The sequence below is a fragment of the Actinomycetospora sp. 2LY8.5 genome, from assembly GCF_057180585.1.
Genome location: NZ_JBXUHE010000018.1, coordinates 83,493 through 109,976, shown reverse-complemented (window position 1 = coordinate 109,976; position 26,484 = coordinate 83,493). Strand labels below are relative to the sequence as shown.

General features: G+C 66.4%; 23 protein-coding genes and 1 pseudogene. 6 read left to right on the top strand and 18 right to left on the bottom strand.

All coding sequences use genetic code 11. The annotated features are described in order from the left end of the window. Positions 1 to 276: 276 nt before the first annotated feature. Positions 277 to 576, top strand: coding sequence for a hypothetical protein (locus tag AC2A1K_RS19780; protein ID WP_483898025.1), 300 nt, complete (start codon positions 277 to 279; stop codon positions 574 to 576). Between the two features lie 385 nt (positions 577 to 961). On the opposite strand, the gene AC2A1K_RS19775 is transcribed toward AC2A1K_RS19780, so the two are convergent. From AC2A1K_RS19775 to AC2A1K_RS19765, 3 genes and pseudogenes are all read right to left on the bottom strand, one after another. Next, a complete protein-coding gene (locus AC2A1K_RS19775; protein WP_483898024.1) occupies positions 962 to 3,337 on the bottom strand; it encodes a xanthine dehydrogenase family protein molybdopterin-binding subunit in 2,376 nt (791 codons plus the stop codon). Positions 3,338 to 4,061: 724 nt separating this feature from the next. Then, a complete protein-coding gene (locus AC2A1K_RS19770) occupies positions 4,062 to 4,454 on the bottom strand; it encodes a group II intron maturase-specific domain-containing protein (protein WP_483898023.1) in 393 nt (130 codons plus the stop codon). 124 nt (positions 4,455 to 4,578) lie between these two features. Beyond that, positions 4,579 to 4,809, bottom strand: a pseudogene (locus AC2A1K_RS19765) (reverse transcriptase domain-containing protein); the annotation flags it as partial. A 204-nt stretch (positions 4,810 to 5,013) separates the two neighbouring features. On the opposite strand from AC2A1K_RS19765, the gene AC2A1K_RS19760 reads away from it, so the two are divergent. Beyond that, a complete protein-coding gene (locus tag AC2A1K_RS19760; RefSeq protein WP_483898022.1) occupies positions 5,014 to 5,286 on the top strand; it encodes a hypothetical protein in 273 nt (90 codons plus the stop codon). Between the two features lie 219 nt (positions 5,287 to 5,505). Here AC2A1K_RS19760 and AC2A1K_RS19755 read toward each other — a convergent pair whose 3' ends face one another. From AC2A1K_RS19755 to AC2A1K_RS19740, 4 genes are all read right to left on the bottom strand, one after another. Beyond that, a complete protein-coding gene (locus AC2A1K_RS19755) occupies positions 5,506 to 6,264 on the bottom strand; it encodes an SDR family oxidoreductase (protein WP_483898021.1) in 759 nt (252 codons plus the stop codon). A 46-nt stretch (positions 6,265 to 6,310) separates the two neighbouring features. Next, positions 6,311 to 7,459, bottom strand: coding sequence for a thiolase family protein (locus AC2A1K_RS19750; protein WP_483898020.1), 1,149 nt, complete (start codon positions 7,457 to 7,459; stop codon positions 6,311 to 6,313). Between the two features lie 92 nt (positions 7,460 to 7,551). Continuing rightward, positions 7,552 to 8,037: a flavin reductase family protein gene (locus tag AC2A1K_RS19745; RefSeq protein ID WP_483898019.1), complete on the bottom strand. Its 486-nt coding sequence runs from the start codon at positions 8,035 to 8,037 to the stop codon at positions 7,552 to 7,554. 135 nt (positions 8,038 to 8,172) lie between these two features. Beyond that, positions 8,173 to 8,619, bottom strand: coding sequence for a nuclear transport factor 2 family protein (locus AC2A1K_RS19740; RefSeq protein WP_483898018.1), 447 nt, complete (start codon positions 8,617 to 8,619; stop codon positions 8,173 to 8,175). A 292-nt stretch (positions 8,620 to 8,911) separates the two neighbouring features. Here AC2A1K_RS19740 and AC2A1K_RS19735 point away from each other — a divergent pair, with 292 nt between their 5' ends. Beyond that, positions 8,912 to 10,795 carry a flavin-containing monooxygenase gene (locus AC2A1K_RS19735; RefSeq protein WP_483898017.1) on the top strand — a complete coding sequence of 628 codons (1,884 nt, stop codon included), beginning with the start codon at positions 8,912 to 8,914 and terminating at the stop codon, positions 10,793 to 10,795. Between the two features lie 420 nt (positions 10,796 to 11,215). Next, complete coding sequence (locus AC2A1K_RS19730) at positions 11,216 to 12,364, top strand: acyl-CoA dehydrogenase family protein (RefSeq protein WP_483898016.1); 1,149 nt, start codon at positions 11,216 to 11,218, stop codon at positions 12,362 to 12,364. A gap of 75 nt (positions 12,365 to 12,439) precedes the next feature. Here the strand turns inward: AC2A1K_RS19730 and AC2A1K_RS19725 are convergent, their stop codons facing one another. The 8 genes from AC2A1K_RS19725 to AC2A1K_RS19690 form a co-directional block, all read right to left on the bottom strand. Then, positions 12,440 to 13,027 (bottom strand): TetR/AcrR family transcriptional regulator, encoded by a 588-nt coding sequence (locus AC2A1K_RS19725; protein ID WP_483898015.1) that lies wholly within the window; start codon positions 13,025 to 13,027, stop codon positions 12,440 to 12,442. Further along, on the bottom strand, positions 13,024 to 14,196 hold the full coding sequence (locus AC2A1K_RS19720; RefSeq protein ID WP_483898014.1) for a CaiB/BaiF CoA transferase family protein: 1,173 nt from the start codon (positions 14,194 to 14,196) through the stop codon (positions 13,024 to 13,026). The genes AC2A1K_RS19725 and AC2A1K_RS19720 overlap by 4 nt, the downstream gene beginning before the upstream one ends. A 33-nt stretch (positions 14,197 to 14,229) precedes the next feature. Then, positions 14,230 to 15,486 carry an LLM class flavin-dependent oxidoreductase gene (locus AC2A1K_RS19715; RefSeq protein ID WP_483898013.1) on the bottom strand — a complete coding sequence of 419 codons (1,257 nt, stop codon included), beginning with the start codon at positions 15,484 to 15,486 and terminating at the stop codon, positions 14,230 to 14,232. A gap of 159 nt (positions 15,487 to 15,645) precedes the next feature. Continuing rightward, on the bottom strand, positions 15,646 to 16,065 hold the full coding sequence (locus AC2A1K_RS19710; protein ID WP_483898012.1) for a nuclear transport factor 2 family protein: 420 nt from the start codon (positions 16,063 to 16,065) through the stop codon (positions 15,646 to 15,648). 37 nt (positions 16,066 to 16,102) lie between these two features. Then, positions 16,103 to 16,651, bottom strand: a complete 549-nt coding sequence (locus tag AC2A1K_RS19705; RefSeq protein ID WP_483898011.1) for a cupin domain-containing protein — start codon at positions 16,649 to 16,651, stop codon at positions 16,103 to 16,105. 10 nt (positions 16,652 to 16,661) lie between these two features. Continuing rightward, a complete protein-coding gene (locus AC2A1K_RS19700) occupies positions 16,662 to 17,945 on the bottom strand; it encodes a cytochrome P450 (RefSeq protein ID WP_483898010.1) in 1,284 nt (427 codons plus the stop codon). 150 nt (positions 17,946 to 18,095) lie between these two features. After that, positions 18,096 to 19,409 carry a PucR family transcriptional regulator gene (locus tag AC2A1K_RS19695; protein WP_483898009.1) on the bottom strand — a complete coding sequence of 438 codons (1,314 nt, stop codon included), beginning with the start codon at positions 19,407 to 19,409 and terminating at the stop codon, positions 18,096 to 18,098. Between the two features lie 103 nt (positions 19,410 to 19,512). Then, positions 19,513 to 21,138, bottom strand: a complete 1,626-nt coding sequence (locus tag AC2A1K_RS19690) for an AMP-dependent synthetase/ligase (RefSeq protein WP_483898008.1) — start codon at positions 21,136 to 21,138, stop codon at positions 19,513 to 19,515. Between the two features lie 360 nt (positions 21,139 to 21,498). Between AC2A1K_RS19690 and AC2A1K_RS19685 the strand changes: the two genes are divergently transcribed. Further along, the gene (locus AC2A1K_RS19685; protein ID WP_483898007.1) at positions 21,499 to 22,788 is read left to right on the top strand and encodes a bifunctional 3,4-dihydroxy-2-butanone-4-phosphate synthase/GTP cyclohydrolase II; all 1,290 of its coding nucleotides are present in this window, start codon (positions 21,499 to 21,501) and stop codon (positions 22,786 to 22,788) included. A 109-nt stretch (positions 22,789 to 22,897) separates the two neighbouring features. After that, positions 22,898 to 23,095 carry a hypothetical protein gene (locus AC2A1K_RS19680; protein ID WP_483898006.1) on the top strand — a complete coding sequence of 66 codons (198 nt, stop codon included), beginning with the start codon at positions 22,898 to 22,900 and terminating at the stop codon, positions 23,093 to 23,095. A gap of 254 nt (positions 23,096 to 23,349) precedes the next feature. Here AC2A1K_RS19680 and AC2A1K_RS19675 read toward each other — a convergent pair whose 3' ends face one another. From AC2A1K_RS19675 to AC2A1K_RS19665, 3 genes are all read right to left on the bottom strand, one after another. Continuing rightward, entirely contained in the window at positions 23,350 to 23,910 is a 561-nt protein-coding gene (locus AC2A1K_RS19675; RefSeq protein ID WP_483898027.1) for a CBS domain-containing protein, read from the bottom strand. A 65-nt stretch (positions 23,911 to 23,975) separates the two neighbouring features. Further along, positions 23,976 to 24,944, bottom strand: a complete 969-nt coding sequence (locus AC2A1K_RS19670; protein WP_483898005.1) for a PDR/VanB family oxidoreductase — start codon at positions 24,942 to 24,944, stop codon at positions 23,976 to 23,978. A 55-nt stretch (positions 24,945 to 24,999) separates the two neighbouring features. Further along, positions 25,000 to 26,454, bottom strand: coding sequence for an aldehyde dehydrogenase (locus AC2A1K_RS19665; protein ID WP_483898004.1), 1,455 nt, complete (start codon positions 26,452 to 26,454; stop codon positions 25,000 to 25,002). Positions 26,455 to 26,484 lie beyond the last annotated feature (30 nt).

Genomic DNA, 26,484 nt, shown 5'->3' with positions numbered 1-26,484 from the left:
TTCAACGACCCGGTCACCCACGTCGGGTTCTACGTCGGGGACGACAAGTTCCTCGAAGCACCCCAGTCCGGCGACGTCGTCAAGGTCTCCGACGTGCGCTCCAACCTCACCGGCATCCGGCGCATCGTGCTCTGAACCCAACGGTCGTGAACGGTCGGCAACGAGACGGATACGTACGGTTGACTTTTGAGACTGACTGTTCCAGAATCAAGATCGCCCGAGCGGGCCCTTCTCCGGACCCTCTCCGACTCGGGCCCCGACCCCGCGGAGGTTCCCGTGAGCGTGTCGCTCGACCACCACCTCTCCCCCGTGTTGGACACCGTCACGTTCCCGGTGCACCGCTGGGAGCTGGTCATGGCGGCCGAGTCCTACGGCGCCGATCTCCGCACCCGAGCCGCTCTCCGCGCCTTGACGCGGTCGACCTACTTCTCGCGGGAGATGCTCCTCCGTGAGGTCGCCGACAAGAACGGGACGACGCGGAGCCCGGTCGAAGAGACGGCGCGGCCACTTCGTGTCCACCGATCGCGAGGCCACGCACTCGTGCCTCCGTCGCCGCAGCACTTCGATCGAATCTGAAGAGGCTCCCCATGACCTACCCACTGCGCAGGATCCGGCGGACCGTCGTCGGACCTCATGATGTCCGACCCCCATCGGACGCGCGTACGCACTGCCCTTCGTGCGGCGGAGTGCGGTACCGCTGCCGGCTGGCTGACGGCTCGATCGTCATTCTCGACCCCGTCCCCCGCGAAGGTGGCCGATTCCTGGTCAATCCGTACTCATGTGCGGTGGTTGCCGTCCGGACACCGGCACAGTGTCGTGGTGTCGGGTTCGTCGAGCACCGCGCGGTGTGCACGGCGAATGTGGTGCCGAAGCCTCGCAGGACTGCATGGACGTACCCGGCCCCGACCCCGATGCTCGAGGCCGAGACCGCGACGCTCAACTCGTCTGATCGTCGTGTTGGCTAGTGCTGGGCCCCCGGCTCTCCCGCGTAGCTGGGGCCGGCGGGCTGACGGTTCGCCGGGTCACTTCCGCGCGCACCCTCGACCGCTCGCCAGATGGCTTCGGGAGTCAGGGGCATGTCGATGTGCCGAACGCCGAGCGGCGAGAGCGCGTCGATGACGGCATTGTGGACCGCTGGAGTGGAGCCGATCGTTCCCGACTCCCCGATACCCTTCGCGCCGATCGGGTTGAGGTGCGTCGGCGTCTCGGTATTCGAGACGTCGAATGAGCAGAGGTCCGCCGCCGATGGGATGACGTAGGACGCCAGGTTGCCGCTGGTCGGGTTCCCGTCCTCGTCGAAGGTCACCCTCTCATAGAGGGCTTGAGCGATGCCCTGGGCGATCCCACCGTGCTGTTGGCCGGCGACGAGCATCGGGTTGAGGATGCGGCCCGCATCATCCACTGCGACGTGGCGACGTTGACGCACCATCCCCGTATCGAGGTCCACCTCGACGACCGCGATGTGGGAGCCGAACGGGAAGCTCGACTGTCCCTGCGAGAAGTCGAGCTGTTCTAGCAGTGGGCCCTTCGACCCGTCCTCGAAGCCGGCTCCGTCCTCGGCCGCGGTGGCCACCTGCGACCAGGTGATCTTTCGGTCGGCGATGCCCTTGACGCCGAAGCCCCCCTCGGTTTGCTCGACGTCGTCCACCCCCGCCTCCAGCAGATGAGCGGCGATCTCGCGCGCTCGCGAGACGAGCTGCTTGGAAGCGTTGTGGATCGCGCTCCCGCCGGTCTGCAGCGAACGCGATCCGAGCGTGCCGGCGCCGCTGCGCACCAGCGAGGTGTCGGACTGGATCACCTTGATCTTCTCCATCGGCACTTCGAGCACCCCTGCCGCGAGCTGGGCGTACGCAGTCTCGTGTCCTTGACCGTGGGCGCTCGTACCCGCCATCACCGTGAACGTGCCGTCGGGATGGGCCTGCGCCGAGCCGAATTCGGTGTCGAGGCCGAGCGGGGCCGTGACCTCGACGTAGGAGGCCACACCGATGCCCATCGCTACTCGGTCACCCTCGGCACGGCGTCGGGCCTGTTCAGCAAGAAGGCCCTCGTAGTCCGCCGCCGCCCTCACTGCATCCAGCGCCTTCTCGTGGTCGGCGTTGTCGTACTCGGCGCCGGTCAAACTCGTCATCGGGTATGCATCAGGTTGCAGGAAGTTCTTCCGGCGCATCTCGAGCGGGTCCACACCGATCTCATCCGCGGCGATGTCGATGATCCGCTCGAGCAGTTGGGTGGCTTCCGGGCGCCCCGCGCCGCGATAGGCCCCAACGGTCGTGGTGTTCGTGGTGACCGTCTTCCACGAGAACTCGATCGCCGGGATGGCGTACACGCCCTGCGCCATGAGCTGCGTGAGGCTCGGCAGGATCGTTCCGACCGCCGGATACGCGCCGCCGTCGCCGATGACCGAAGCGCGCAGTCCGACGATCGTCCCATCGTTCTTGACGCCGAGCTCGGCATATTGCACCTGGGCTCGCCCGTGCACCATCGACAGCATGTTCTCCGACCGCGTCTCGGTCCAACGCACCGGCCTGCCGAGGACCATCGCCGCGCGGGCGGCAATGGAGTACTCGGGGTAGGCCGTCGCCTTCGGCCCGAATCCGCCGCCTACCCGCGGCGCGATGACGCGGACCTGTTCGGCGGTGAGCCCGAGATCTCCAACGATCGCATCTCGCACGCTGTGCGGGGTCTGGACCGAGAGCCACAGCGTCACGCCACCATCTGGCTCATCAGGAACCGCTACGCAGGCGTTCGGCTCCATAGGCACTCCGGCGACCCGCTGGTTGTAGAACGTCGCGGAGACGACCCGGTCGGCCGCGTCGAAGATCCCTGCAACCTCACCCGTTCCGTCGCCGGCAACCACGTTCGAGCCGTGCGCGCTGTAGATGACATGTGCGTCGGCCGCGAGCGCCTCTTCGATCCCGACGACGGCGGGCAACGGTTCGATGTCAGGAAGGACGGTCTCGGCGGCGTCCAGGGCCTGCGCAGCCGTCTCCCCGACCACGGCTGCGACGATGTCGCCCACGAACCGCACGCGTCCCCTGGCCAATGGCGGGCGCGACATCTCCTCGGCGACCACACCGGGTAGTCCCGGTCGGTCGTTGAGGTCTAGATCGCCGTCGACGTATACGCCCACCACTCCCGGCCGGGACCTTGCCTCTTCGACGTCGACCGAGTTCAGCGTGCCGTGGGCAATGGGCGAGCGGACGAAGACCACGTGGAACGAGTTCGTCATCGGTAGATCGCCGGTGTACTTGGCGGCACCGGTGATCAGAGCATGGTCCTCGGTCCGTTTGACCGAGTGGCCGAAGATCGATCCCGAACGACTGGGCGTGATCGTCATCGCGGGTACTCCCGTGGTGTCATGGCGTTGGGGGCGGATTTCAGACACGTTGCACGTCGAGCCCTGTTTCGGTCCGGCAAGGACCCGACGTCAGGCCAGCCCTGGCTGCTGCGACCTCCAGCGGAACGATACCTCAGGTTGCTCCAGAGAACGTTCGTGAACGCCTTGCCGCACCCTGTCCGCCCACGACGACGCCGGCGGCCATTGCGTCACGACCCGCCCGAGCTGGCCGGTGCACCCGTGCCCACCGATGGAGCTCGCTCGCCCACGAGCAGGGAGACCCTCCACGGATCGAATCTTCGTCGTGGTAACGGACGTTACCGCGGCGTCACCGCGGGCGTCGTCGTCTGCGTTCGGGGCTCACGATGTGCGATAGCCGGGTTCGACGAGACCGCCCATGCCTTGACCCGCGGGCCGCCTGGTTGGGGCGGCTCGGTGGTTGAGTCGGCCTGGGTGCCGGGGTTGCTCCCGGTCCGTTTCCCCAGGCCGCTCGCCAAACCCGCCGTGCCGATCTCTCGGCAACGGGCTCTCCACGGTGTCTGCCGTCAGGCGGGGTTGGGCAGCGCCCAGGGGTTGGGGATCTTGGAGCCTCGATACCGGTACCGAGTGATCGGTACCGAGGCGATGTTGAACAGTTCGATCCCGTCCGCCGAGGGCCTGTGTCACCGCCCGGAGGGGCCGGTGAGGCGTCGACGGACGACCCTCCAATTCCAGCGGTGCAGCTTCATCCACCAACTGACCACCCTCCACCACGTGAAGCGCTCGAGAGGCCCATGGTGTGCTTACAGACTGCGTGCCGGAAATAGCTGGCCCAGCCGCGCATGATCTGGTTGAGCTTGATCAGCGTGGGCCTGGGAGCCTGCTGCGACAACCTGTCGGTGTGGGCACGAATTCTGGCCTTCAACGACCGGATGGGCCGGTCGGCGATGAAGGTGTAAACGTGCCACTTGCTCGTTCCTCGCTTGCATTTCCACTGGATGCAGAAACCCAGGAAGTCGAACCCATCGCTCATATGCAGCACCCTGGTCTTGGCTGCGGAAAGCCGCGACCCGAGGGGAGCGCGCACGGCAGCGATCTCTTCGCGCAGAGCTTCGACGTCGGCCCGGTCCCCGTGCACGAGGATGACGAAGTCGTCGGCGTAGCGGACGATGCGCCGGTTCGGCAGGTTCTTGGCGCGGCGTCGGGTGCGTCGCCTCGGGGGTGCTCATGATCCCGCCCGGTCGCCACGGCCCGTGCACATGCTCATCGAGCCCGTGCATGGCAATGTTGGCCAGCAGCGGAGACAAGATGCCCCCCTGCGGCGTGCCGGTCGAGGTGTCCTCGCGCTCGCCGAGCTCGGTGAGCAGTCCGGCCTTGAGGAACGCCTTGACCAGCGCAAGCACACGCTTGTCCTTGACCCGCCTGCGCACCCGGTCCATCAGGGCGGTGTGTGAGATCGAGTCGAAGCACGCTTCGATATCAGCGTCGAGCACCCAGCGGTAACCCACGGTGCCCTACCGCTGAATCTCAGCGACCGCGCTCAGCTGATCGATCCGAGCCGCCACAGGCTCGATCGTGTCGGTCATCGCTGGTCCTTCCCCCAGGACACGCCCGGAGCGAGAGGGCCAGTTACACCGTCAGTCGGACACTCCCCGACCCGGGTGCCGCTTGGCGGCGGGCAGACGGGGACGCCGCCGGTGCTGGTGATGGTCTCGGGCTACTCGCAGATCATGACGGCTCGGATGCTGCCGTCGCGCCAGGGCCCGGATCTGCTGGCCGGGCACTGGGTCCTGCTCGCCGGGTGGGGCGCGAGCCCGCGGGCGCTGGTGTGGGACAACGAGTCCGCGGTCGGCTCCTGGCGCGGCGGGCGACCGCAGCTGACCGTTGCAAGACCGACGACTGAACATCAACAACCACCGAGAGGGGTCCATTTTCGACCGCCGCCAGGGGCCAGGTTCTGCCGCCGTTGACACTCGGATACGAGTTCACCGGATACACGCTCGGCGCAGGCATGGGGTGCACCCAGCGCACTACGACCTCGCTGATCCGGCGAGTGCGAGCACTGACCGACGACACTCGGCGCCGGACACCGGTCATCGGACAGCCCCGACACGCCCGTTCGGTCACTCCTCGACGCGGAGTGGGTCCGAAGAGGTCCGGCAGGAGGCGATGCGGCGACAAGAATCAGGTCAGCGCGGGGACATGCGGATCGCTCCGTCGAGGCGCACCGTCTCACCGTTGACGTAGCCGTTCTCCAGGAGCGCGACCGCCATGTGCGAGTAGTCCTCGGCCCGACCCAGTCGCTTGGGGTGCGGGACACTGGTCGCGAGTGCGTCGCGGATGTCGGAACGCAGCCGACCGAGCATGGGCGTGTCGAAGACGCCTGGTGCGATGGTGTTCACACGAATGCTCCGGCTCGCGAGGTCGCGGGCCGCGACGAGAGTGATGCCAGCAATCGCGGCCTTGGAGGCGGCATAGGAGGTCTGCCCGACCTGACCCTCGAAGGCCGCAACGGAGGCAGTCAACACGATGGCGCCACGCTCGCCGTCGACGGTCGCTGTGCGGGCGATTCGGGCTGCGCAGAGTCGCAGCACGTTGTAGGTACCGAGAAGGTTGGTGCGGACGACTTCGGCGAAGGTGTCCAGGGGCCCAGGCTCACCGCTGCGGTCGAGGATCCGCACTCTGTCACTACCCCGCCCCGCCGCGTGCACGACGGCTCGGAGGGGACCGTTGGCTTCCTCGGCCACGTCGAGCGCATGGTTCACCGATGACTCGTCGTTGATGTCTGCCCGCACGTGAGGAATGGCGGGATCGAGTGAGCCGGACTCGGGTTCGTTGAGGTCGGCCACGCAAACTCGCGCTCCCGCGGCGTGCAGGTGCTGTGCGGTCGCCAGACCGAGGCCGGACGCTCCGCCCGTGACGAGTGCCGAAATTGTATCGAGACGCATGGGATCGCTCCTCGTGGCCGAGCCAGCTCCGGGACCGGGACGATGATCAGGCCGGCAGCAGTTCCATGACTGTCGCGTTGGCCATCCCACCCGCCTCGCACATCGTCTGTAAGCCGTAGCGCAACCCATGGGCGCGCATATGGTGCAACATTCTGGTCATGAGGATCGCACCGGAAGCGCCGAGTGGATGCCCCACCGCTATCGCTCCGCCCAAGGGGTTCAGACGTGAGAGATCGGCACCGAGGTCCGTGGCCCACGCCAAGGGGACGCTGGCGAAAGCTTCGTTGACCTCGTAGACATCGATGTCGTCGATCGTCAAACCCAGCCGCCCCAGCACTTTCTGAGTGGCGGGAATGGGCCCGGTCAGCATCGTCACCGGGTCGTCACCGACGACGGCGCCGCCGACGAAACGGGCCAACGGTCTCAGCCCGAGGTCAGCGGCCCGTTCGCCGGTCATGATCAGCAGACCGGCAGCCCCGTCGGAGATCTGCGAACTGTTGCCTGCATGGATACTGCCGTCGTCGGTGAAGGCCGGCTTCAACTTGGCCAGCGCCTCGACGGTGGTCCCACGGCGGACTCCCTCATCCATCGCGAAGCATGCGTCTCCGGTGCCGATGGGGACCAGCTGGTCGGTGAACGCCCCGGAATCGATCGCTACGGCAGCAAGGGAGTGCGAACGGGCGGCATACTCGTCCAGCTGGGTTCGGGACAGCACCCAGCGCTGGGCGACGGCTTCCGCACCGAGACCCTGATTGAAGCTGTCTCGCCCGTAGCGCCGCTTGACACGCGGTCCGAACGGCTCGCCGACCGCGCGGGCGGAGCCAAGGGGAACCGTCGACATCGATTCGATCCCCCCCGCGACCACAACGTCACACTGTCCGGCCAGGACACAGGCGACGGCGAAGTGGAGGGCCTGCTGACTAGACCCACACGCCCGATCGACGGTTGTCCCCGGGATCGTCTCCGGCCAGCCCGCCGCGAGCACCGCCAGCCTGCCGACGTTGGTGGACTGAGCGCCGATCTGCGTGACGCACCCCCAGATCACGTCCTCGACCACTTCAGGATCGACCAGGTTGCGACGAGCCAATGCCATGAGAATCTCGGCCGAGAGATCGACGGGATGAACACCGCTCAAGGATCCGTTGCGACGCCCGATGGGCGCGCGAACGGCGTCGACGACGACAGCCTCGCTCAAACTTCATTCCTTACACTCTTGTGGATGTCCAGTCGTCCACATGCAGAAGGTAGCGCCGAACGCCCGAGCCCCTGGAGGGGAAGTACCGGTACTCAGCCGGTCTCTTCGGAGTCGCTCGGCGCGGGCGGTGCGAGCAGCCCGTACCCGCCGCGATGGAACAGTAGGGGCCGTCGCGTGGCCTCGGCGCCGAGGTCCGACACACTCGCGAGGACGACAGTGTGATCGCCGCCGTCATGCTCGGCGTACAACGTGCAATCGATCCAGGCGCTGACGCCTTCCAGGACGGGGTTCCCGGAAGGTGCGGGGCTCCAGGTGACACCAGCGAACTTGTTCACTCCAGAGCGCGCGAACCCGTTACTGTACCCCTGGTGGTTCTCGGCGAGCACATTTATGCAGAACGACCCCAACTCGCGGATCCGCGGCCACGTGGACGAAGTGAGCGCAGGAGAGAAGGAGATCAGAGGCGGATCCAGCGATAAGGATGCGAATGACTGGCAGGTGAAGCCCAGCAGCTCATCCGGGCCCTGCGCGGTGATCACGACAACTCCCGACGCGAAGTGCCCCAGAACATCGCGCATCACCCCCGGGGCAACAGTCCGGACTGCTTCCGCCGCGCTGCTCGACGGCCCGCGACACCCGGGCAACCCACGGCCCGACCTGTCCGCCCCGCGGGACTGGTCGCGTGACCGATCGCCTGCTGCGGAAGACACAGTTCACGCACGCGTGAGTACGTGTGCCCCGCTGTCGTCGATACTCGAAGTCATCGACGGCACGTCGCCAGGGTTGTAGGGCACGTCGAGGTTGATCCGAACCTCTTTCATGACCCAACGCCCGTCCTCGCGTACGGCGTCGATATCGTACTCGCCGGTGAGCTCGAGGTGCACAGCGTCCCCCTTGATCAGGTAGAGCTGCTCGTAGGAGACCATCCGGGCCGAGTCTCCGTGGTCCTCCTTCAACAGGTGATTGGTCAGGATGTGGCGACGGCGCGCCTGCTGCCCGTCCCACACCCGGGTGAACCAGTCCTCGATCTCCCGACGGCCAGTCGCACCGTGGAAGGTCGCGTCCTCAGCGAACAGAGAGCTCATCCACTTCGCGTCGTGGGCGTCGTTCGCCGCGGCGAACTCGGTCACCAAACGCTGAACCTCTAGGAACGTCGACATTTTCGCCCTCCTCGAAGCGCCCAGTTGGGCCTCTCGACCACGGGCCACGCTAGCAACGTGAGACCGTCGTGGTCGTCGAGAACGATTGTCTAGTCGGGACAGAATCAGTCTCTCATTTGGTCTCGAACGATCTATCCAGGCCGTCTCGATCCGTTGCTACCGTCGAATGATGGTCCGGCAGATCGCCTGGAGCGTCCCTCGAGAGACGTGGGGTTGCAGCTGAATGTCCTCTCTGTTCTACGACGGTTCCGAACCCATCGCGCCTGCGCGGTCGTGCGGACTGATCATCAGCATGACCGACGAGGAACTACGCACCTCGCTCGACGAGGCGAACCTGCCGGTCCTGGTGATGGTGTTGGCTCAGCTGACCGGCGACGACCGGTACCTCGACGATCCGTTCAAGCCGACCCAGAAGCCGGGCCTCGACGACAACCACGATGGCGGATTCGACGAGCCCACCGCGGCGACGATCCGCGCGACCGCGTTGGACGTGCTCCGGCGATGGCGGGACGACCCGGCCGCCGAGGTCCCGGTTCCCACTCCGCAGCGGTTGCTCGCCATGCTGCGCGCCACGACGGGCGAGGAGGTCGACCCGGAGCACGAGCGGATGCTGCGGGAACAGATGGGCTTCGAGCGGGTCGCAGAAGGCCGGCTCGACTTCAACGGCGCCTTCCCCGAGGGAGCGGTTGTCATCGGAGCAGGCGCCTCGGGCATCCTCGCAGCGATCCGACTCCGCCGAGCCGGAGTCTCGGTCCGAGTCTTTGAGCAGAGCGCCGGCCCCGCGGGCTGCTGGTGGGAGAACCGCTACCCGGGCTGCGGTGTTGACACCCCGGGACACCTCTACGGCTACTCGTTCGAGCCCGCGGCGTGGTCGCGCTTCTATCCCTCCGCCGCGGAGATCCGTGCCTATCTGCAGCACTGCGCGGCGAAGTACGGGGTGGACGAGGACATCGAGTTCTCGACCACCGTTGTGTCGGCGTCCTGGGACGACCAGCGGCACCGGTGGTGTCTGGTCGTTGAAGATTCACAGAGCGACCGGAGGCAGGTCACCGCCTCGATCGTGATCAGCGCGGTCGGGCAGCTCAACCAGCCGGCGATCCCCTCGATCGACGGACTGGACTCGTTCGACGGCCCCGTGATACACAGTGCCCGCTGGGGCGAGGACATCGACGTCACGGGCCGATCGGTCGCGGTCATCGGTACCGGCGCGAGCGCGATGCAGATCGTCCCCGCCATCGCCCCGCGGTCCGACCAGGTGACCGTGTTCCAGCGGTCACCCCAGTGGGCGGTACCGAACCCGCGCTACCGGCAAGCCGTCTCGCCCGCGCTGCGACGCCTCTTCGACGAGGTTCCTGGCTACTGGGCCTGGTACCGCATGCGGCTGTTCTGGCTGTTCGATGACAACATCCACGCCGCACTGGTTCAGGACGCGGACTGGAGCGACCAGACCCACTCGATCAGCAAGCTCAACGACCGGTACCGGGCCTTTATCACCAGCTACATCAAGTCCGAGCTCGGTGACCGCACCGACCTTCTGGATGTCGTTGTGCCCGCGTATCCGCCGTTTGCAAAGCGCATGCTGATGGACTGCGGGTGGTTCCGCACCGCACAGCGGGAGAACGTGCGGATCGAGACGGCCCCGATTCAGGCAGTGGAGCCCGACGGGATCAGGGACGGCCAGGGACGGCTACACCGTTGTGACCTTATAGTACTGGCCACGGGCTTCCTGGCCAGGCAGATACTCTCCACCTTGTCGATCACCGGCCGCTCCGGGACCCATCTCCGCGACCGTTGGGGCGAGGACGACGCGTATGCCTACCTCGGCATCACGATCCCGGATCTGCCCAACTTCTTTTGCCTGTACGGGCCGCACACCAACCTCGGCCAGGGAGGGAGCGTCATTTTCCAGGCCGAGTGCCAGATGCACTATGTCATGGATCTGCTGAAGCAGATGGCTGAGCGGCGACTGACCAGCGTCGAGGTCCGGCCGCAAGCCTGCGCCGACTACAACCGCCGGCTCGACGCGGCACACGATCGGCTCATATGGACCCATCCGGCCACGGATACCTGGTACCGCAACGCAGCGGGCCGAGTAGTGACCAACAGTCCATGGCGGCACGTCGACTACTGGAGCATGACCCGGCACGCGGATCTCGGCGACTACCACGCGGTCTAGTCGGCGAGCGAGAGGCGCTCGTCCGCGCCGGCGGCGCAGCTGTTGTGTGGTGCTCGACCGCGTCCCCCCAGGAAGGACAGCAACACTCTGCACACGCGCTGCGTCCCCACCGCGGACGACGTTGGCCGCGCAACCGGCGAGCGAGTGGCGGCAATCGAGGTCCGTGCCCATCCCCGCGCTTCCATAGTGGTCGTTCGCGCGTACAAGGAACACCAGCGGTCTGTTCTGCGAGCATGTCAACAACGGTACCGATGTCGCTCGGGTCGACAGAGGGCCTGCGGCGATAGTTAGACTGAAACTCAACGACGCTCGATCTCGAACGCAGTTGACTACGACACTTCCACTGATAAATTAGCAACGGCTGCTGCGCCGACGCTTGAAAGCGCGACACCGAGAGTATAGAATTGTTTGGGAGGCTTCGTGCGTCGCACATTGTTCACCGACGACCATGACGCTTTTCGGGAGGTCGTCCGGAGCTTCCTGGCGAAAGAGGTCGTGCCGCACTACGCGGACTGGGAGAAGGACGGCCATCTTCCTCGGGACGTGTTTGCGCATCTCGGCGACTTGGGCCTGATGGGCATGGCGATCCCCGAGGAGTATGGCGGCGGAGGACAGCCGGACTATCGCTACAATGTCGTCCTTCAGGAAGAGGCAGCCCGGGCGCTCGTAACGCTCGGGACGCTACGCACCCAGCTCGACGTCATTCAGCCCTACTTTCTGCGCTACACGAACGACGAGCAGCGTCGTCGGTGGCTGCCGGGCATTGCGGCTGGCAGGCTGCTCACCGCTATAGCGATGACCGAGCCTGGGACCGGATCGGATCTTGCCGGTATGGCAAGTGTGGCTGTCCGGGACGGTGAGGACTGGGTGCTGAATGGAGCCAAGACCTTCATCAGCGGCGGCGCTACGGCCGACCTCGTCATCGTCGTGGCGCGCACGCACCCCGATCCGGCCGACCGACGGGCGGGACTGTCGCTGCTTGTCGTCGAAGATGGGATGCCCGGCTTCGCCAAGGGGCGGATGCTGGACAAGCTAGGCCTGAAGACCCAGGACACGATCGAGCTGTCGTTCACCGACGTGCGAGTGCCGGCAGCCAACCTGCTCGGCGAGGAGGGGGCGGCCTTCTCCTGTCTGAGTGCGAACCTGGCGCAGGAGCGTCTGGCGATCGCCGTCGGTTCGGTCGCGCAGGCGCGGGCGGCGCTCGACGAGACCGTCGGCTATGTGAAGGAGCGCAAGGCTTTCGGTACCGCCATCTCATCGTTCCAGAACACGAAGTTCGAGCTCGCCGCGGTCGCGGCGGAGATCGAGGCGGCCCAGGCCATGCTGGACCGCGCAGTGGTCGACCACATCCGAGGCGAACTCAGCGTGGCCGACGCGGCCAAGACGAAACTCGTCTGCACCGAGGTGCAGGCTCGGGCAATTGATCGGTGCCTGCAGCTGTTCGGAGGCTATGGTTACGTGCTCGAATACCCGCTGGCGCGGCTCTACGCAGACGCTCGAGTCTCTCGGATCTACGGCGGCACCAGCGAAGTCATGAAGCTCATCATCAGCAAGTCGATGGGCCTGTGAGGCTGCGGTGAGGATCACGTCCGCTGAGGCCGGCCCCGGGCTTCGTGGGGCGGGCCTCGGCGGACGCACACGCGATCAAGACGGTGGGACCATGATGCCCTTCAGGAACATGTCGAGCTGCCGGTCGCCGATTTGTTCAGGAGTCAGTGGACCCCAGGCGTGCACCCAGCGCGCGGTCGCGTTGAGTGCTCCCAGGATTGCTCGGCGTTCGACCCCGTCGAGTGGAACGAGGAGCCCCTCGACGACACCCTGCTGAAGAACCGCAGCCCAGATCGACTCGTAAGCGTCGCGCGCTGCGATCACTTCCTGCTGGTACTCCGACGAAAGCGCGCGCACCTCGTAAATCGCCACCGCCCAGGCGTCACCATTCGATGCGTGCTCGCGCACCAGGTCCCGGGCCAGCAGCCGCAACTTGTCGATCGCGTTCCTGTCCGAACGCTCGATTTCGCGAGCCCGGCTCGTCACGTCACCGAGCAGGCCGAGGCTGATGTCGAGCAGCAGCGTCTCCTTGCTGCCGATGTGGTGGTAAAGCGCACCGCGACCGAGCCCCGCCGCGTCCCCCAATTCGGTGATGCTCGTCGCGTGGAACCCATAGCGGGCGAATAGTTCTGCGCCGACCCGAAGCACCCGCGCTCTGTTGTCTGCGCCGCGTGTTGTCGTCACGCTCCCCTCGCCTCCTCATGCTCTCTGGGCAGTAGGGGCGCCGGGCGCGAGGGCACTGAGATTCCACCCGGCCGGAGCGGGCTGCCCACGGTCTCGATCGTGTGCGCGATGCCGGGCTGCGTGAGATCCACGACCATGTCGCGGTCACGGACCAATGCTGACGCCAGCGCCTCCTCCAGCCCTCTGACCACGCTGATACAGCAATCGTACCGTGCTGCGAACTGAGCCCACGTCGCCCTATCGCGCAATGCGAACTCAGCGGCGAGGCTGGCGTAGGTCGCCGACCCGACCGGGTCGTAACGGCACGCTAGGAGGTCCGGCCGGTCGAGACCACGGCAGAGTTCGGCCCAGAACCTCTCTTCGAGGGCACCGACCGCTACCCAGCCGTCACGGCACCGGTACACCTGGTAGCACACGACCCCTCCGGAGAAGATGCTCTGCTCACGCGGAGGCGCTGGGACACCGGACAGCACGGCCGCGGACGGCATCGCCGCGAGCGACAGCGCAGAGTGGGCCAGTGAGATGTCTACGAACTCCCCCTCCCCCGTCCGGTCACGTCTTCGCAGAGAGGCCAGGACAGACAGGGCAGCCATCAGCCCGCCGGCAGCGTCAGCGATCTGCACGGTCGGGAGAACCGGTTGCTCGTCGACGCCACCGGTGAAGGACAGCAGACCGACCTCGGCGAGGTAGTTGATGTCGTGCCCCGCGCGCCCGGCATGGCTGCCCGTTTGACCCCAGCCGCTGAGGGCGCAGTAGACGAGCCGTGGGTGGCGGCTCGAGAGCTCGGACCATCCAAGTCCTAGGCGTTCCATGACACCGGGTCGAAACGACTCGATCAGGACGTCCACGCTCTCGACCAGCTCGAGGAAGCGAGCCCGATCTCTCCCATCCTTCAGGTCCAGTACGATCGAGCGCTTGCCCTGGTTGAGGGCGATGAATCCCGCCGACGTGGTGCTCGATTCCGAACTGTCGTAGTGGGGTTCCCGAGCCCGTGCATAGTCACCGGTCCCCGGCTGCTCCACCTTCAGGACGTCCGCCCCCAGGTCCACGAGACGCTGAGTGCAGATCCCTCCGGGGAGCAGCCGGGTCAGGTCGAGCACCCGGATCTCGTCGAGTGGACCGGTGCCATGAGGGCGCCGCTGACCGTCGGCAAGGCGGTCCGACGTCATCAGAACCCCTGCTCCCTATCGAGGGTCCGAGTCTCAGCGCTCAAGGTGCGGACGGACGTCCTCGGCGTACCGTCGGATCTGGTCGACCTGTTGATCGATCGGCAGGTTGCCCTGCTGGTAGAAGATCCACGAGAACCAGTCGAGGTCGCCGTCCTCACTCTCATCGGCGTAACAACGCTTGAGCTCCCGTAGCTGCTCAACGACCTCGTCCGCCGTGCCTGCGATGCAATTCCCGACCTCAATGATCCGTTCAGCTGCGTGCTCCCTGCTCTTGAGGATCTCAAAAGTGTTGGGATCGTCCTCGGGCAACCGAAAGCCCTCAGCAAAGCCAAATCTCTGGAAGTACTCGTAGAACTCGCGGCCGGCGGTGCGGACCACGATCTCGAATGCTTCGTCCTTACTGTCCGCGATGGCCATGGTGCGGGCCGCCATCATCTTCTCGCCGAGCTTGGCGGGGCGACCGTACTCGTGCAGCAAGTCACGATACTGCACGCACTGCGCCTTGAACTTCTCGGGTTTGCTCTCCAGGCTGTCGACCACGACCCCGCGACGGGCGCAGTCGTGCAGTGTCTCCGGTGAACCGGCGTACGGTGCGAACAGCTCCATTACGTGTTCCGTAGCCGGCGCGGGCACCACACCGATCTTGTTCAGGTATCCCTCCTTCTCGACCTCTCCCGGGGAACCGTACTCGGCGGCCACCTCCGAGGCAGGTGGGTCATAGATTCCGGTGTAGGGGAAGGGCACCTTGTAGTGCTCGCCGTCATACTTGAAGCAGTCTTCGGCCCACGCCTTGAGCATGATGTCCATGTGCTCGCGGAAGATCGAGCGATTGCGCTTGTTCGCCTTCTGCTCCTCCGGACGGAAAGACGAGAACCCGAACTCGTCCTGCATCAGCACCTGCATCCAGCGACGCTGATAACCGCGGGCGCACCCACAACGGACCCGGCCTGGGAACATCTGGTCGAACAGCGCCACCTCCTCTGCGGTCCGAAGCGGGTCGCGAGCGGCCATCACCAGTGACATCGGCATGAAGATGACGTTCTCGGTCTGCATCGCGAGGTACGTGTAGAGCATCATCGGATTACCGCTCATTTCGCGGCCCTCCGTGTGGAAATGGTGCTCTGTCGTGGCGAAGCCTTCGATACCGTAACGATCGCACGCCTTGGAAAGCTGAACCGTCTCGTCCAGCATCTTCTGGAAGTACTCGGTGTTGCGCCCGATTGGACGATACTCGCGAATCTCCTCCAGAGTGGCCGGAATCTCGGGATGCATCAGCAGCTGCATCTTCATGTCATACCACCTTTGCTTGTTTTCTCTCTGGCAGTGGAGTCAGCCCGCCAGTAACGATCGATGGGACGGAGACACCACAAGACACCCGGGTCGTCGTTGCGGTGATTTGCTGTCTCGTTGATGAGACATCTGTAGCGCCGTTATGCCGACTTCTCGATATCATCTGCTCAGATCGGTCGGACTGTAGGGAGCGTCGAGCGACACGTTCAGCTCACGAATCCGCCACCCTCCCTCCCCGCCGCGCGCCACGACCGTCACCTGCCCGATCACGGCGAGTTCCAGCGACTGCTCCGAGACGAGATACAGCTGGAGGTAGGTCGACAGTCCGAGGCCGTCCGCGGACACCTGGAGATTGGTCAGCACGTGGCGTCTTTCGGCGACCACGGCAGTGTGCATGTCCTGGAGAAACCGACGAATCTCCTCGCGCCCGGTTCGCCCGTAGGCCCGCCCGTCCTCGGTGAAGCAGTCCGCCGCGGCGTCGCTGTCTCGAGCGTCGTGGAGCTGGAAATACCTGATCGTCAACTCCACGACGTCACCGGGCTCCTTAAGCCGGATGCCCGTGCCGACGCTCTGCATCATGCCGCACCTTCCGGCGCGTCCCGGCCCCGCAACCCGGTCAAGCTCCACCGCCGACATAGTCGTGGCCGCCGCCGCGTGTGCCGTGGTCGGGTGCGCCGACGAGGACGAAAAGTGCGATGCACGGCTCGTCACTCGGGTTCGACCAGGCGTGCGGGACTCCGCGCATGACGATCACGTCACCTGGGACGAACTCCTCGTGTGTCCCGTCCTCGAACACACCGAACACCGAGCCACTCAGGATCACGACGTAGTCCACCGTGTTGGTGCTGTGCATCGTGGCAGCCGGATCGCTGTTCGGGTCCTTGCCCAACGCAGCGAGCCGCACCAGCGAGCCTCGCGGATCGGTGGGGTTCATCGCAGCGGGTGCATGGTAACCGGCGTCGTATTCGGCGTCCTTCTCCGGCGCGATCGAAGGAGTGTTCCAGATTTCCGCGAAACTGATCCCCGTCTCCGCCGAGGCCTGCTTAACATGTGGAGACGGTCCGGCCGACACGATCGTCGACCGATTCTTGGCGTCGAAGCCTGTAACGATTCGGCGCACGCTGTGCAGACCATCGGGCAGGTCGATCCCCTTGTGCGACACCATATTCTCCTTGTCAGTCCCATTCCACTCGCAGAGATCGCGGGGATGGCATCATCATGTTCACGGTGTAGCCGAGGTCCTCTTGGCCCTCGACGAGACGTAGGTTCGGCAGCCGGTCCAGCGCTCGCTCGAGGACCACCCGTCCTTCGAGTCTGGCCAAGGGCGCCCCGATGCAGAAACGGCCGCCGATTCCGAACTCAAGATGCTTTTGTGCGTTACGGCGATGCAGGTCGAACGTTTCGGGTTCGGGGAACACCCCCTCGTCGCGGCTAGCCGAACCGAGGTGGATATAGATCCGGTCACCAGCCGGGATCGGCACCCCGCCGAGCACGGTGTCCTTCGTGACAGTCCGCCACAGGCCGCGAACCGGTCCCATCAATCGCAGGGTCTCCTCGAACGCGTTGGGGACCAACGAGCGATCAGCCAGAGTCTCCTCCCATCTGTCCCGCTGCTGCAGCAACAGGTAGAACATGTGGGTCAGAGTGATGGCCGTCGTATCCCCGCCGGCGGCGACGATGCCGAGGATGTTCGCAAGGACCTCGTCGTCACTCAGTGAGGGAGCGCCATCGTCGGTGGTGGCCTGCAATAGGTCGCTCGCCATGTCGTCGCGCGGGCGCGCCCGACGCTCGCTCAGGAACTCCGAGGTCCATTGATGGAACTCGTAGAGTCGACGCCACCGGGTGACCGCTTCCTCCTCAGGAATGTCGATCGAGTTGGAGAGCTGGAAGAAGTCCTCCGCCCACATGACGAACGCCTCTGTCTCAGAATCGGGTACCCCGAGCATCCGACTGATCACGGCAACCGGGACCGGGCTACAGAGGTCGCGGTTGAGATCACAGCTCCCGTTATCGATGAAGGTGTCGATGAGCCGGTCGGCGAGCTCACCTATCTCGTCTTTCTTGGCATTGACCCGACGTGGCGCGAAGGCGAGCTGCAGCATCAGCTTACGCACTCGGCTCTGCTCGGGCGGGTCGATCGTGTTGACCTGGCCTTTGAACGGGAAGCGGTACCCGGGTGGGAGCTCGTCCTTCAGTACGTCAGGGATGGGTACGCGCATCTCGTGGGCGCCCTGGTTGGAGAAGGTCTCCAGGTCACGGTAGACCGCGAGGACGTCTTCGTACCGGGTGACACACCATTGCTGGTAGGCAGCCATATAGAAGACGGGCGCCTCCCGACGTGCAAGCGAGAGGTACGGCCACGGATTGGTGACCTGCTCCGGTTCCAGCGGATCGAAATCCGCCAAGACCGGGCAGCGGGTGGATGTCGCGTCACGGTCGCGATCGCTCAGGGACGCCATCGTGCATTCTCCTCCTCGAGGCCGTGACTCCGACGGAACGGCAACTAGCCTTGATCGGAACATTAGGAGTGAGATGACTGGGTGACCATGTCCGAGTCGGACCAAGAATCGTCGTCGCCTCGACTCTCGGAGGTGTTGCCTGACGGGCGGTCACGCCGAGGCGGCGACCGCTGCGGGAGTAGCGAACGGGTCGATACCGAGCAGACCGAGAACGCGCAGGATGGCGTAAGCCAACCCGAGTTCGAACCGTACCTGCGGGTCATCGGTGACCGGTCGGTCCAGGATGTCGCGGATCTGGCGCAATCGATACTTCAGGGTGCTCGTATGGATGTGACAGCGCGCTGCCGCGGTCTGCTGGTGGCCGCCCGCCTCCAGGTACACCCGCAACGTCCCAACCAGGTCCGACTGCCGGCTCGAGTCCTGTTCGGCGAGCGGCCCGAGTTGTTCTCGGACGACGGCCACCATCTCCCCGGAGTTGGGCGCATCGAGCAGGAACCGCAACGGACCCAGGTCCGCGTAGAGCACGACGGCGCCTGGCCGGTCGGAGCTGATCGCGAGGGCCAAGGCGGCCTGGGCCTCGCGCAGGCTCTGAGCGAGGTGGCGTCCGCAGGTCCCGATCCCGGCGACGAAGGTGACACCGGCGGCCTGGGCCACGGGTACGAGCTGGGCGATGAACCGTTCACTGATGGCCGGCACGTCCGCCGGCAGGGCCACCGCCACAGCGTCGCCGCGAAGGGTGACGAGCTCCGGGCCTGAGTCGCCCAGCGCACGGAAGGTCCGCCGAACACAGTCGATCAGCACGGCCATGGTGGCCCCGGACAAAGGAGCCAGCGCGACCAGCTTTCGCCGTGCGCAAAGGTCGATCCCGAAGCGGTGGGCACGGGCCAGGAGCCCCTGGTCAGGCTGGCCGGTCTTGAGCATCTCGTCGAGCATCTCGCCCTGTAGGCGCCATTCGACCTCGAGCGCCGATTGTATGCGTGCCATCTCAAGCGCGATGATTGATGCCGCGAACTCGACGGCGTCTTCCTCGACGGCGTTGAGGCCCTGCGGTGCGGGGACGGTCACCGACCCGTACTCCTGCTCCCCTGCGGTGACAGAGACACGGTGGCCATCCACCCGGTCCTGTTCCCCGAGTGGAACCGGTTCTGCGGAGCCACCCGTCCCCATCCGGTAGCAGTGTCTCCGTACGCCGACCTGCCTCAACGCGACGACGACGTCGCACTCGAGGATGCGGGCAAGCTCGGAGGCGATGGCATCGACGCCGGCACCGCGCAACAGACACTCGGTGAGGGCATCGTGGTTGGCGATGCGACGGCGCAGTGCGCGGTTCTGCTCCTGGACCGTCGCCTCCCGCTCGCGGGGACGCAGACCTGGGCCCCCGGATGTCGGACCGGCGCCTTCTCCGGCCGGCTCGACACCCACGAGCTGCGGACGCAATTGGGCCGTGCTCAGAGTGGTAGTCACCGGTCTTCCCTCCAGATGGTCGACGTTGACGGGCGACTCGGGCGCGACGGGACACCGGATGTCGTCGAGTCGCCGACGTCCGGCTCTGTTCGGCGAGGCGCGTTCACACACGGGCGGGTCGGTAAAGATCTTCGACCGCGCTCTGGTATTTCTGAAGGATCGGGCGTCGCTTGATCTTGAGCGTAGGGGTGAGCTCACCGCCACCGGGTGTCCAACTGTCCGGGAGGACGACGAACCGCCTGACCTGGTTGGAGGGCGATAGCTCCAGGTTGATCGTCTCGAGGTGCGCCGTGATCTCGCGCTGCACCTCGGGGTGGCCAGCGAGCGCCGCACGATCACGCTGGCCGTAGCGACGCTCCGCCTCCGCTGGATCGAGCGTGACAAGCGCGGCGACGTACGGCCGCCGGTCACCAACGACACAGGCCTGATCCACCAGTGGCGAGCGACGCAAGAGTGCTTCGATGAGCGCAGGGGCCACATTCTCGCCGCCCGCGGTGATGATCAGGTCCTTCTTCCGGTCGACGACGCGCAGAAGACCGTCTTCGGTGAACTCACCGATGTCTCCGGTCCGCATCCAGCCGTCGTCGACCAGTGTCTTCGCGGTCTCCTCGGGGCGATTGAAATAGCCAGGGAACACGTTCTCGCCGCGGCACAGGATCTCGCCGTCGACGTCCAGCCGTACCTCACATCCGGGGATTGGACGGCCCACGGTGTCGTGGCGGACGTGCTCCGCGTCGTAGGTCATGGGACCGGTGTTCTCCGACAGGCCGTACACCTGCCCGAGCGGCACCCCAAGCCGGTTGAACTTCTCGATCATTCGCGGGTTCGCGGGAGCTGCTCCCACCATCGCGACCCTGCAGTCGTCGAGGCCGACGGCGGCGGGCGATCCGGCGTCGTCCAGGCGGTCCGCGAGCTTCTCCCAGGTCCGCGGGACGCCGAAGAAGATCTGCGGCCGGACAGCGGCCACGTAGTCGAACACCGACGGCGGCGCGGGACATGTCGTGACTTCCGCGCCCAGCCACAACGGCAGGTAGTGACTGGTATTTCGCTCAGCGACATGAGCCATCGGCAGGTAGGAGACGAGGCGGGAGCGCTCGAGGCCCGGCGGGTACATGCGCTGAATCGCCTGCAGCGTCCACGTGATGTTGCGCTGGATCAGGACCACACCCTTCGGTGGGCCGGTGGTCCCTGAGGTGTAGATGATCGTGGCCACCCCTTCGGGGTCCTCGACGCTATCCGCGCCGACGACCGGGCACCCATGGTGATCTTCGAGAAGCCGTCTGAGCGTCGCCTGGGTGCCCTCGGCGGCATCCTCGAGCCGAAGGACGGTGAGGGCCCCCATGGCGTCGTCCGGAACGGTCGCTCCGTCCTCGCTGATCAGCAACCGGGCTCCGGTGTCGGCGAGGACGTGGCTCAGGTCGGCGATGGACGCTGTCGAGTAGACCGAGACTGGGATCGCCCCGCTCGCCAACAGCGCGAGGTCGAGGACGTGGAACTCGGGCCGGTTGCGCAGCTGCAGCACCACCCGATCCCCAGGGCGAACACCGCGGTATCGGAGGAACTCGCAGGTTCTCTCGACCCACTGGCGATACTCCAGCCAGGTCCAAGAGCGCCAGTCCGTGTGGCACCGCCACCGTAGCGCCGTGTCCGCAGCGAAGCGCTCGGCGGTCGTGACGAACTGCTCGAGGATCGAGAGCGGGCGCGAACCCGAGGCACGCGGTGAACTCATCATCACACTCCTGATCTCGGTGAACCGTTCGGGACCGCATCGCTCGCTCGCGTCGATCGTCGCCGTGATGACACATACCGGGACCGGACCCTCCGCAAGCCACCGGTATCGACGCGAACGTCGCGGTGCTGCACCACACGACTGTCGTCTTGATTGACGAAGATCATCGCTGGTGCGACTTCGCTCACACTGTACCGACTGATCGGTACAACTGTCTAGCTTCGACAGTGTCGAGGTCGGAGATGCGCCCACCGAGCCGTGGTGCTGACCGGATGCGGTCTCCCAGACTCGGGGTGCGGTGGATGCGAGGACCGGCCGAGGTCTGAGGGTGGTGCCGCGCGAACGAGGAGGCGCTGTCCATTGCCCAGCACGCCCGCCGACACTGTGCGCTCCGCCGTCGAAACCCTGAGGGCCGGAGGCATGGTCGTCGTCGTCGACCACGAGGATCGCGAGAACGAGGGCGATCTCGTGGCCGCGGCCGACTCGGTGACAGCGGAGCAGATGGCCTTCATGGTTTCTCACACCACGGGCATCATCTGCGCTCCGATGCCCGGCGAGCACGCCGACCGCCTGCGGTTGCCCCCGATGGTCGGGGGGAATGAGGACGTCCACGGCACGGCTTTCACCGTCAGCGTCGACCATCGGGATGCGGGAACGGGCGTGGCTGCGAGCGCACGGGCCCTGACGTGTCGCACGCTGTCCGACCCCACGACTCGCCCGGACTCGCTTCGGCGACCGGGGCACGTCTTCCCGCTGCGCGCCCGGGAGGGTGGGGTGCTGGTGCGCACGGGCCACACCGAGGCTGCTGTCGATCTGCTTCGCCTCGCCACGCGCGCACCGGTCGGCGTCATCGGCGAGCTGGTGGGCGACGACGGCGAGATGCTGCGCGGTCGCGCGGTGGCGGACTTCGCCGCTGCCCACGACCTGCCGTTGCTCACCATCGCCGACCTCATCCGCTATCGGCGGGCGGCGGAGCCCACCGTCCGCCCAGTCGCCGAAGCCGCGATGCCGACTGTGTTCGGGGACTTCCGCGCCGTGGCCTACCGCTCACACCTCGACGGCACCGAGCATCTCGCCATGGTGATGGGCGATGTCGCCGCAGCCGGACGGTCCCGGCCCGGAGCACTGGTCCGAGTGCACAGCGAATGCCTTACGGGAGACATCGTCGGTTCGTTGCGCTGCGACTGCGGCGGGCAGCTCGAGCAAGCCCTCGGTGCTGTCGCCGCCGAGGGCGTGGGCGCCGTGGTCTACCTCAGGGGACACGAGGGCCGCGGGATCGGGCTAGGCCACAAGATCCGTGCGTACGCGCTGCAGGAGGACCTGAGTCTCGACACTGTCGATGCCAACATCGCCATGGGGCTGCCAGCCGATTCGCGCAGCTACGGCGTCGGTGCCGAGATCTTGGCACATCTGGGAGTCCGCCGGGTTCGGCTGATCACCAATAACCCCGCCAAGCGCGGCGGACTCGAGGGTCACGGTCTGCAGGTTGTCGGCCGAGTGGCGCTGCCGGTCGTCGAGACCCGCCACAACCTGCGGTACTTGCAGACGAAGCAGGTACGGATGGGTCATGCCCTCGGGGTGACTGACGTCAGGGAAACCCACAGGGGTCTGGCCGATCGGCGAACCGGGGCCGTCGACGGCGTCGGGTGAGCCGTGCCCGCGCGTACGAGCCGATCGAGCCCCCACCATCCTCCGCGAGAGCAGATGTCGTGACCCGGCCGGGCTCGGGACGGCCCCGCCCACCCTCGACCTCGACGCCGTGGACGTCCCGGTTCTCGATCCCGCCGCCGCCCTGCCCGCGATCGTGCGGCGGCTCGACGCGGCCGACGTCGCCATCCGCGGCATCACGGTGCACGAGCCCACGCTCGACGACGTCTTCCTGGCGCTGACCGGACGCCCCATCACCGACCGGGCCCCGACCGACCCCGCCGGCGAGAACCTCGAGGAGCCGGCATGAGTAGCCCTGTGCCATGAGTAGCCCTGAACCGCCGACTTGTATGGCTACCGGGACGGTGGAGGTAGTTGATCTAGCGTCCTCGCTGGAGCGCTGGCCGGTCTGACTCGTGAACCGCCAACCCCCGGACGCTGCCCAACCCCGCCTGATGGCAGACACCGCGGAGAGCCCGTTGCCGAGAGATCGGCACGACGGGTTCGGCGAGCGGCCTGGGGAAACGGACCGGGAGCAACCCCGGCACCGCACCCCAGGCCGACTCAGCCAGTCGGCCAGCGTTCCTCGCGAAGGAGCGGGGCGGGGTCGATGGCGGGCCCGCCGGCCCCCAGGACGACTCGTGACCGTCCGCCGCCTGTTCGTCCGAGATCGGGGCCGATCGACCGATCCCGGTCGCTGTCAGCGCCTCGTTCCCGTGCTCGGGCCTGGATGCCCGCGTCGGAGCAGAAGCCCCTGAGAGTCCGCTTGAGGCATAGCAACCCCACCAGGATGAAGCCGTCATCGACGACTGCGAGACGCCTGGTCCCACGGCCGAGCATCGTGCGGAGTGCACCGGCGACGAGGTCGGCGGGCGCGACGATACGTCCATCGAGGCCGCCGATCTCCGATGCCGGCCGTAGGTCGCGCGCGTCCTCGTCCTCCAGGTCGGACCGATCGACAGTGCTGAGAAGTCGACCCTGTCCATCGACGATCAACGCGAGGTGGACGTGGTCGTTCGAGAACAACCGCCGGACCTCCGCGACCGTCGTGGACGGGGCGTGGATCTTCGGGTGAGCGACCATCACGTCCGCCACCACCGCGCCGGCTTCCAAACCTGCGTCCACGAATGTCAACGAACCTCCATTCCGCGGTCGACCCCGGCAGGCCTTCCTTGAAGGCGATCGAGTCTTCACCGCTCGAGGACGATCTTGGGCGAGACCGCCCTCGACACGCACGGGTACATCACGTCGTTCTCGGCCCGCTCCTGCGCAGTGAGGAGGGAATCGCGGTGCTCCGGGCAGCCCTCGAGAACGACCGACTCGCACGTACCGCAGACACCCTCTCGGCACGACGTCTCAATGCTCAGCCCTGCCTCGGCCGCGGCCTCGACGATGCTGGTCCCTGGGCCTACCGTGACCGTGAGCCCCGATTCCGCGAACTCGACCTCGAACGACCCTTCTTCGGCCGGTGCGGGGACATCCTTCGGTGCGAAACGCTCGACGTGCAGCGTTCCCGCCGGCCAGGCTCGGCAACGGTCTTCGACCGCCACGAGCAGGGCCTCGGGACCACAGCAGTAGACCGAGGTCGCGTCGTCGGGTGTCCCCAGGAGGGCATCCAGGTCCAGGAGACCACACTCATCCTGCGGACAGATGTCGACGCGCTCGCCGTACAGCTCGACCAGCACGTCACGGAAAGCCATGGACGCCCGCGTGCGACCTCCGTAGACGAGCCTCCAGTCGACGCCGGCCTTCGCGACCTCGGCGATCATGGGCATGATCGGCGTGATGCCGATGCCGCCGGCGATGAACAGGTAGCGCGACGCTGGCTCGAGCACGAAGTGATTCCGCGGTCCACGAACGCGCAGGACCCGCCCCACGTCCAGCTTGTCGTGGACGTAGGCCGATCCGCCCCGCCCGTCACGCTCACGTAGTACCGCTACCTCATAGGAGCCGTAGTCGTGAGGATCACCGCACAGCGAGTACTGGCGGACGAGCTCCGACGTGAGATGCAGATCGACATGAGCCCCTGGCTCCCAGCCGACCAGGTCACCTCCCGATGTCGGGCTCAGGGTCAGCCGGACGACCTCGTCGGCCACCTCTTGGCGAGAGGTGACCTCTACCTCCGTCTCGTTGTCGCCCGTCTCGGCGCTCCTGCTCACAGCTGGCTCCTCCGACACCGGAGGGTGGGCCCCGCAGAGGTCGCTCCGGCGGATCTCAAGAGAACAGCGCCGTCATGTCTTCGGTGAGGTTGACGGTCTTGAGCTCGTAGTATGCCTCGACCGCCTCCGGCCCCGTGTCCCGGCCCACGCCCGAGCACTTCACACCGCCGAAGGGCGCCTCGGTGTTGTACGTGAACGAGTTGACGCTGAAGGTCCCGGTCCGCACACGGCGCGCGATGTCCGCGGCCTGCAACGGATCGGCGGTGAAGACAGCACCGTGGAGCCCGTAGTCGGAATCGTTCGCGATCGCGACGGCCTCGTCGATCGAGTCGTACCGCAGCACCGACGCCACTGGCCCGAAGATCTCTTCCTGCGAGATCCTCATGCTGCTCTGCACCCCGGTGAACACCGTGGGCGCGACGAAAGCTCCCCGCTCGAGACCGGCGGGGACGCCTCCACCGGTCGCCACCGTGGCGCCCTCGGCCTTCCCCGCCTCGATGAAGCCCAGGACCCGTTCCTGCTGACGCCGGGAGACCAGCGGACCCATCGTGGTGGCCGGATCAGACGGGTCCCCCACCACGAACGACTCCGCCGTGGCCACCAGGGCGCCGACGACCTCGTCGTACCGGCGCTCCGAGACCAGCACCCGGCTGAAGGACGCGCAGACCTGTCCGGTATTGAAGAACGAACCCATCGCGAGTGCCGCCATGGTCGTCTCAAGGTCGGCGTCGTCGAGGACGATCGCGGCCGACTTCCCGCCGAGCTCCAGCTGGAGGCGCTTGAAACCACGACCGCACTCCTCGCCGATCTGGCGTCCGGCCTCCGTCGAGCCCGTGAAGCTGACCTTGTCGACGAACGGGTGCCTCACCAACGCCCGTCCGGCGTCGCGGTCACCGGTGATGTAGTTGAAGACACCGGCCGGCACACCGGCCTCCGCAAGTGCCTCCGCGATGAAGAAACCGTCGAGCGGCGTCTCGGGCGCGGGCTTGTACACAACGCTGCAGCCCGCGACCAACGCCGGCCAGATCTTGGCGACACCCATGTTGAACGGCCCGTTCCAGGGCGCGATCGAGGCCACCACCCCGACCGGTTCCTTCACCACCGCCGCGGGGCCGTACATCGTCTGCCGGACCTCCTGCAGAGGGCTGGACCGCGCGACGTCGAGGAAGTACTTCCCCACCGCGAGAGCACCCGGGATCTGCAGGGCGGCGGCCGATGTCGGCAGGCCCATCTCGGCCGTCACGAGCCGACCGATCTCGTCCAGCCTCGGCTCCATCAACTCGAGCGCGCGCTCCAGCGTCTGGGACCGCTCCTCGGCTGATCGGGACCGCCACACGCCCTCGTCGAACGAACGCCGTGCCGCCCCAACCGCCGCATCGACGTCCTCGGCACTCGCGTCCGGCGCCTCGCCGATCACCTCGTCGGTCGCGGGTGAGACGACGGGGATACGTGTTGACGACGACGGCTTGCGCCACTCGCCGTCGATCAACAGCTCGTCACGAACGATCACGACGTTGTTGTCCTTTCTGGAGAGAAGTGG

Bases quoted from the DNA above. Each gene is read 5' to 3' on its own strand.
- AC2A1K_RS19745 (WP_483898019.1), bottom strand. From the start codon at position 8,037: ATGCGCGATGTTCTGGGGCACTTCGCGTCGGGAGTTGTCGTGATCACC.
- AC2A1K_RS19775 (WP_483898024.1), bottom strand. From the start codon at position 3,337: ATGACGATCACGCCCAGTCGTTCGGGATCGATCTTCGGCCACTCGGTC.
- AC2A1K_RS19755 (WP_483898021.1), bottom strand. From the start codon at position 6,264: ATGCGTCTCGATACAATTTCGGCACTCGTCACGGGCGGAGCGTCCGGC.
- AC2A1K_RS19715 (WP_483898013.1), bottom strand. From the start codon at position 15,486: ATGAAGATGCAGCTGCTGATGCATCCCGAGATTCCGGCCACTCTGGAG.
- AC2A1K_RS19690 (WP_483898008.1), bottom strand. From the start codon at position 21,138: ATGAGTTCACCGCGTGCCTCGGGTTCGCGCCCGCTCTCGATCCTCGAG.
- AC2A1K_RS19740 (WP_483898018.1), bottom strand. From the start codon at position 8,619: ATGTCGACGTTCCTAGAGGTTCAGCGTTTGGTGACCGAGTTCGCCGCG.
- AC2A1K_RS19735 (WP_483898017.1), top strand. From the start codon at position 8,912: ATGACCGACGAGGAACTACGCACCTCGCTCGACGAGGCGAACCTGCCG.
- AC2A1K_RS19700 (WP_483898010.1), bottom strand. From the start codon at position 17,945: ATGGCGTCCCTGAGCGATCGCGACCGTGACGCGACATCCACCCGCTGC.
- AC2A1K_RS19710 (WP_483898012.1), bottom strand. From the start codon at position 16,065: ATGATGCAGAGCGTCGGCACGGGCATCCGGCTTAAGGAGCCCGGTGAC.
- AC2A1K_RS19720 (WP_483898014.1), bottom strand. From the start codon at position 14,196: ATGACGTCGGACCGCCTTGCCGACGGTCAGCGGCGCCCTCATGGCACC.
- AC2A1K_RS19705 (WP_483898011.1), bottom strand. From the start codon at position 16,651: ATGGTGTCGCACAAGGGGATCGACCTGCCCGATGGTCTGCACAGCGTG.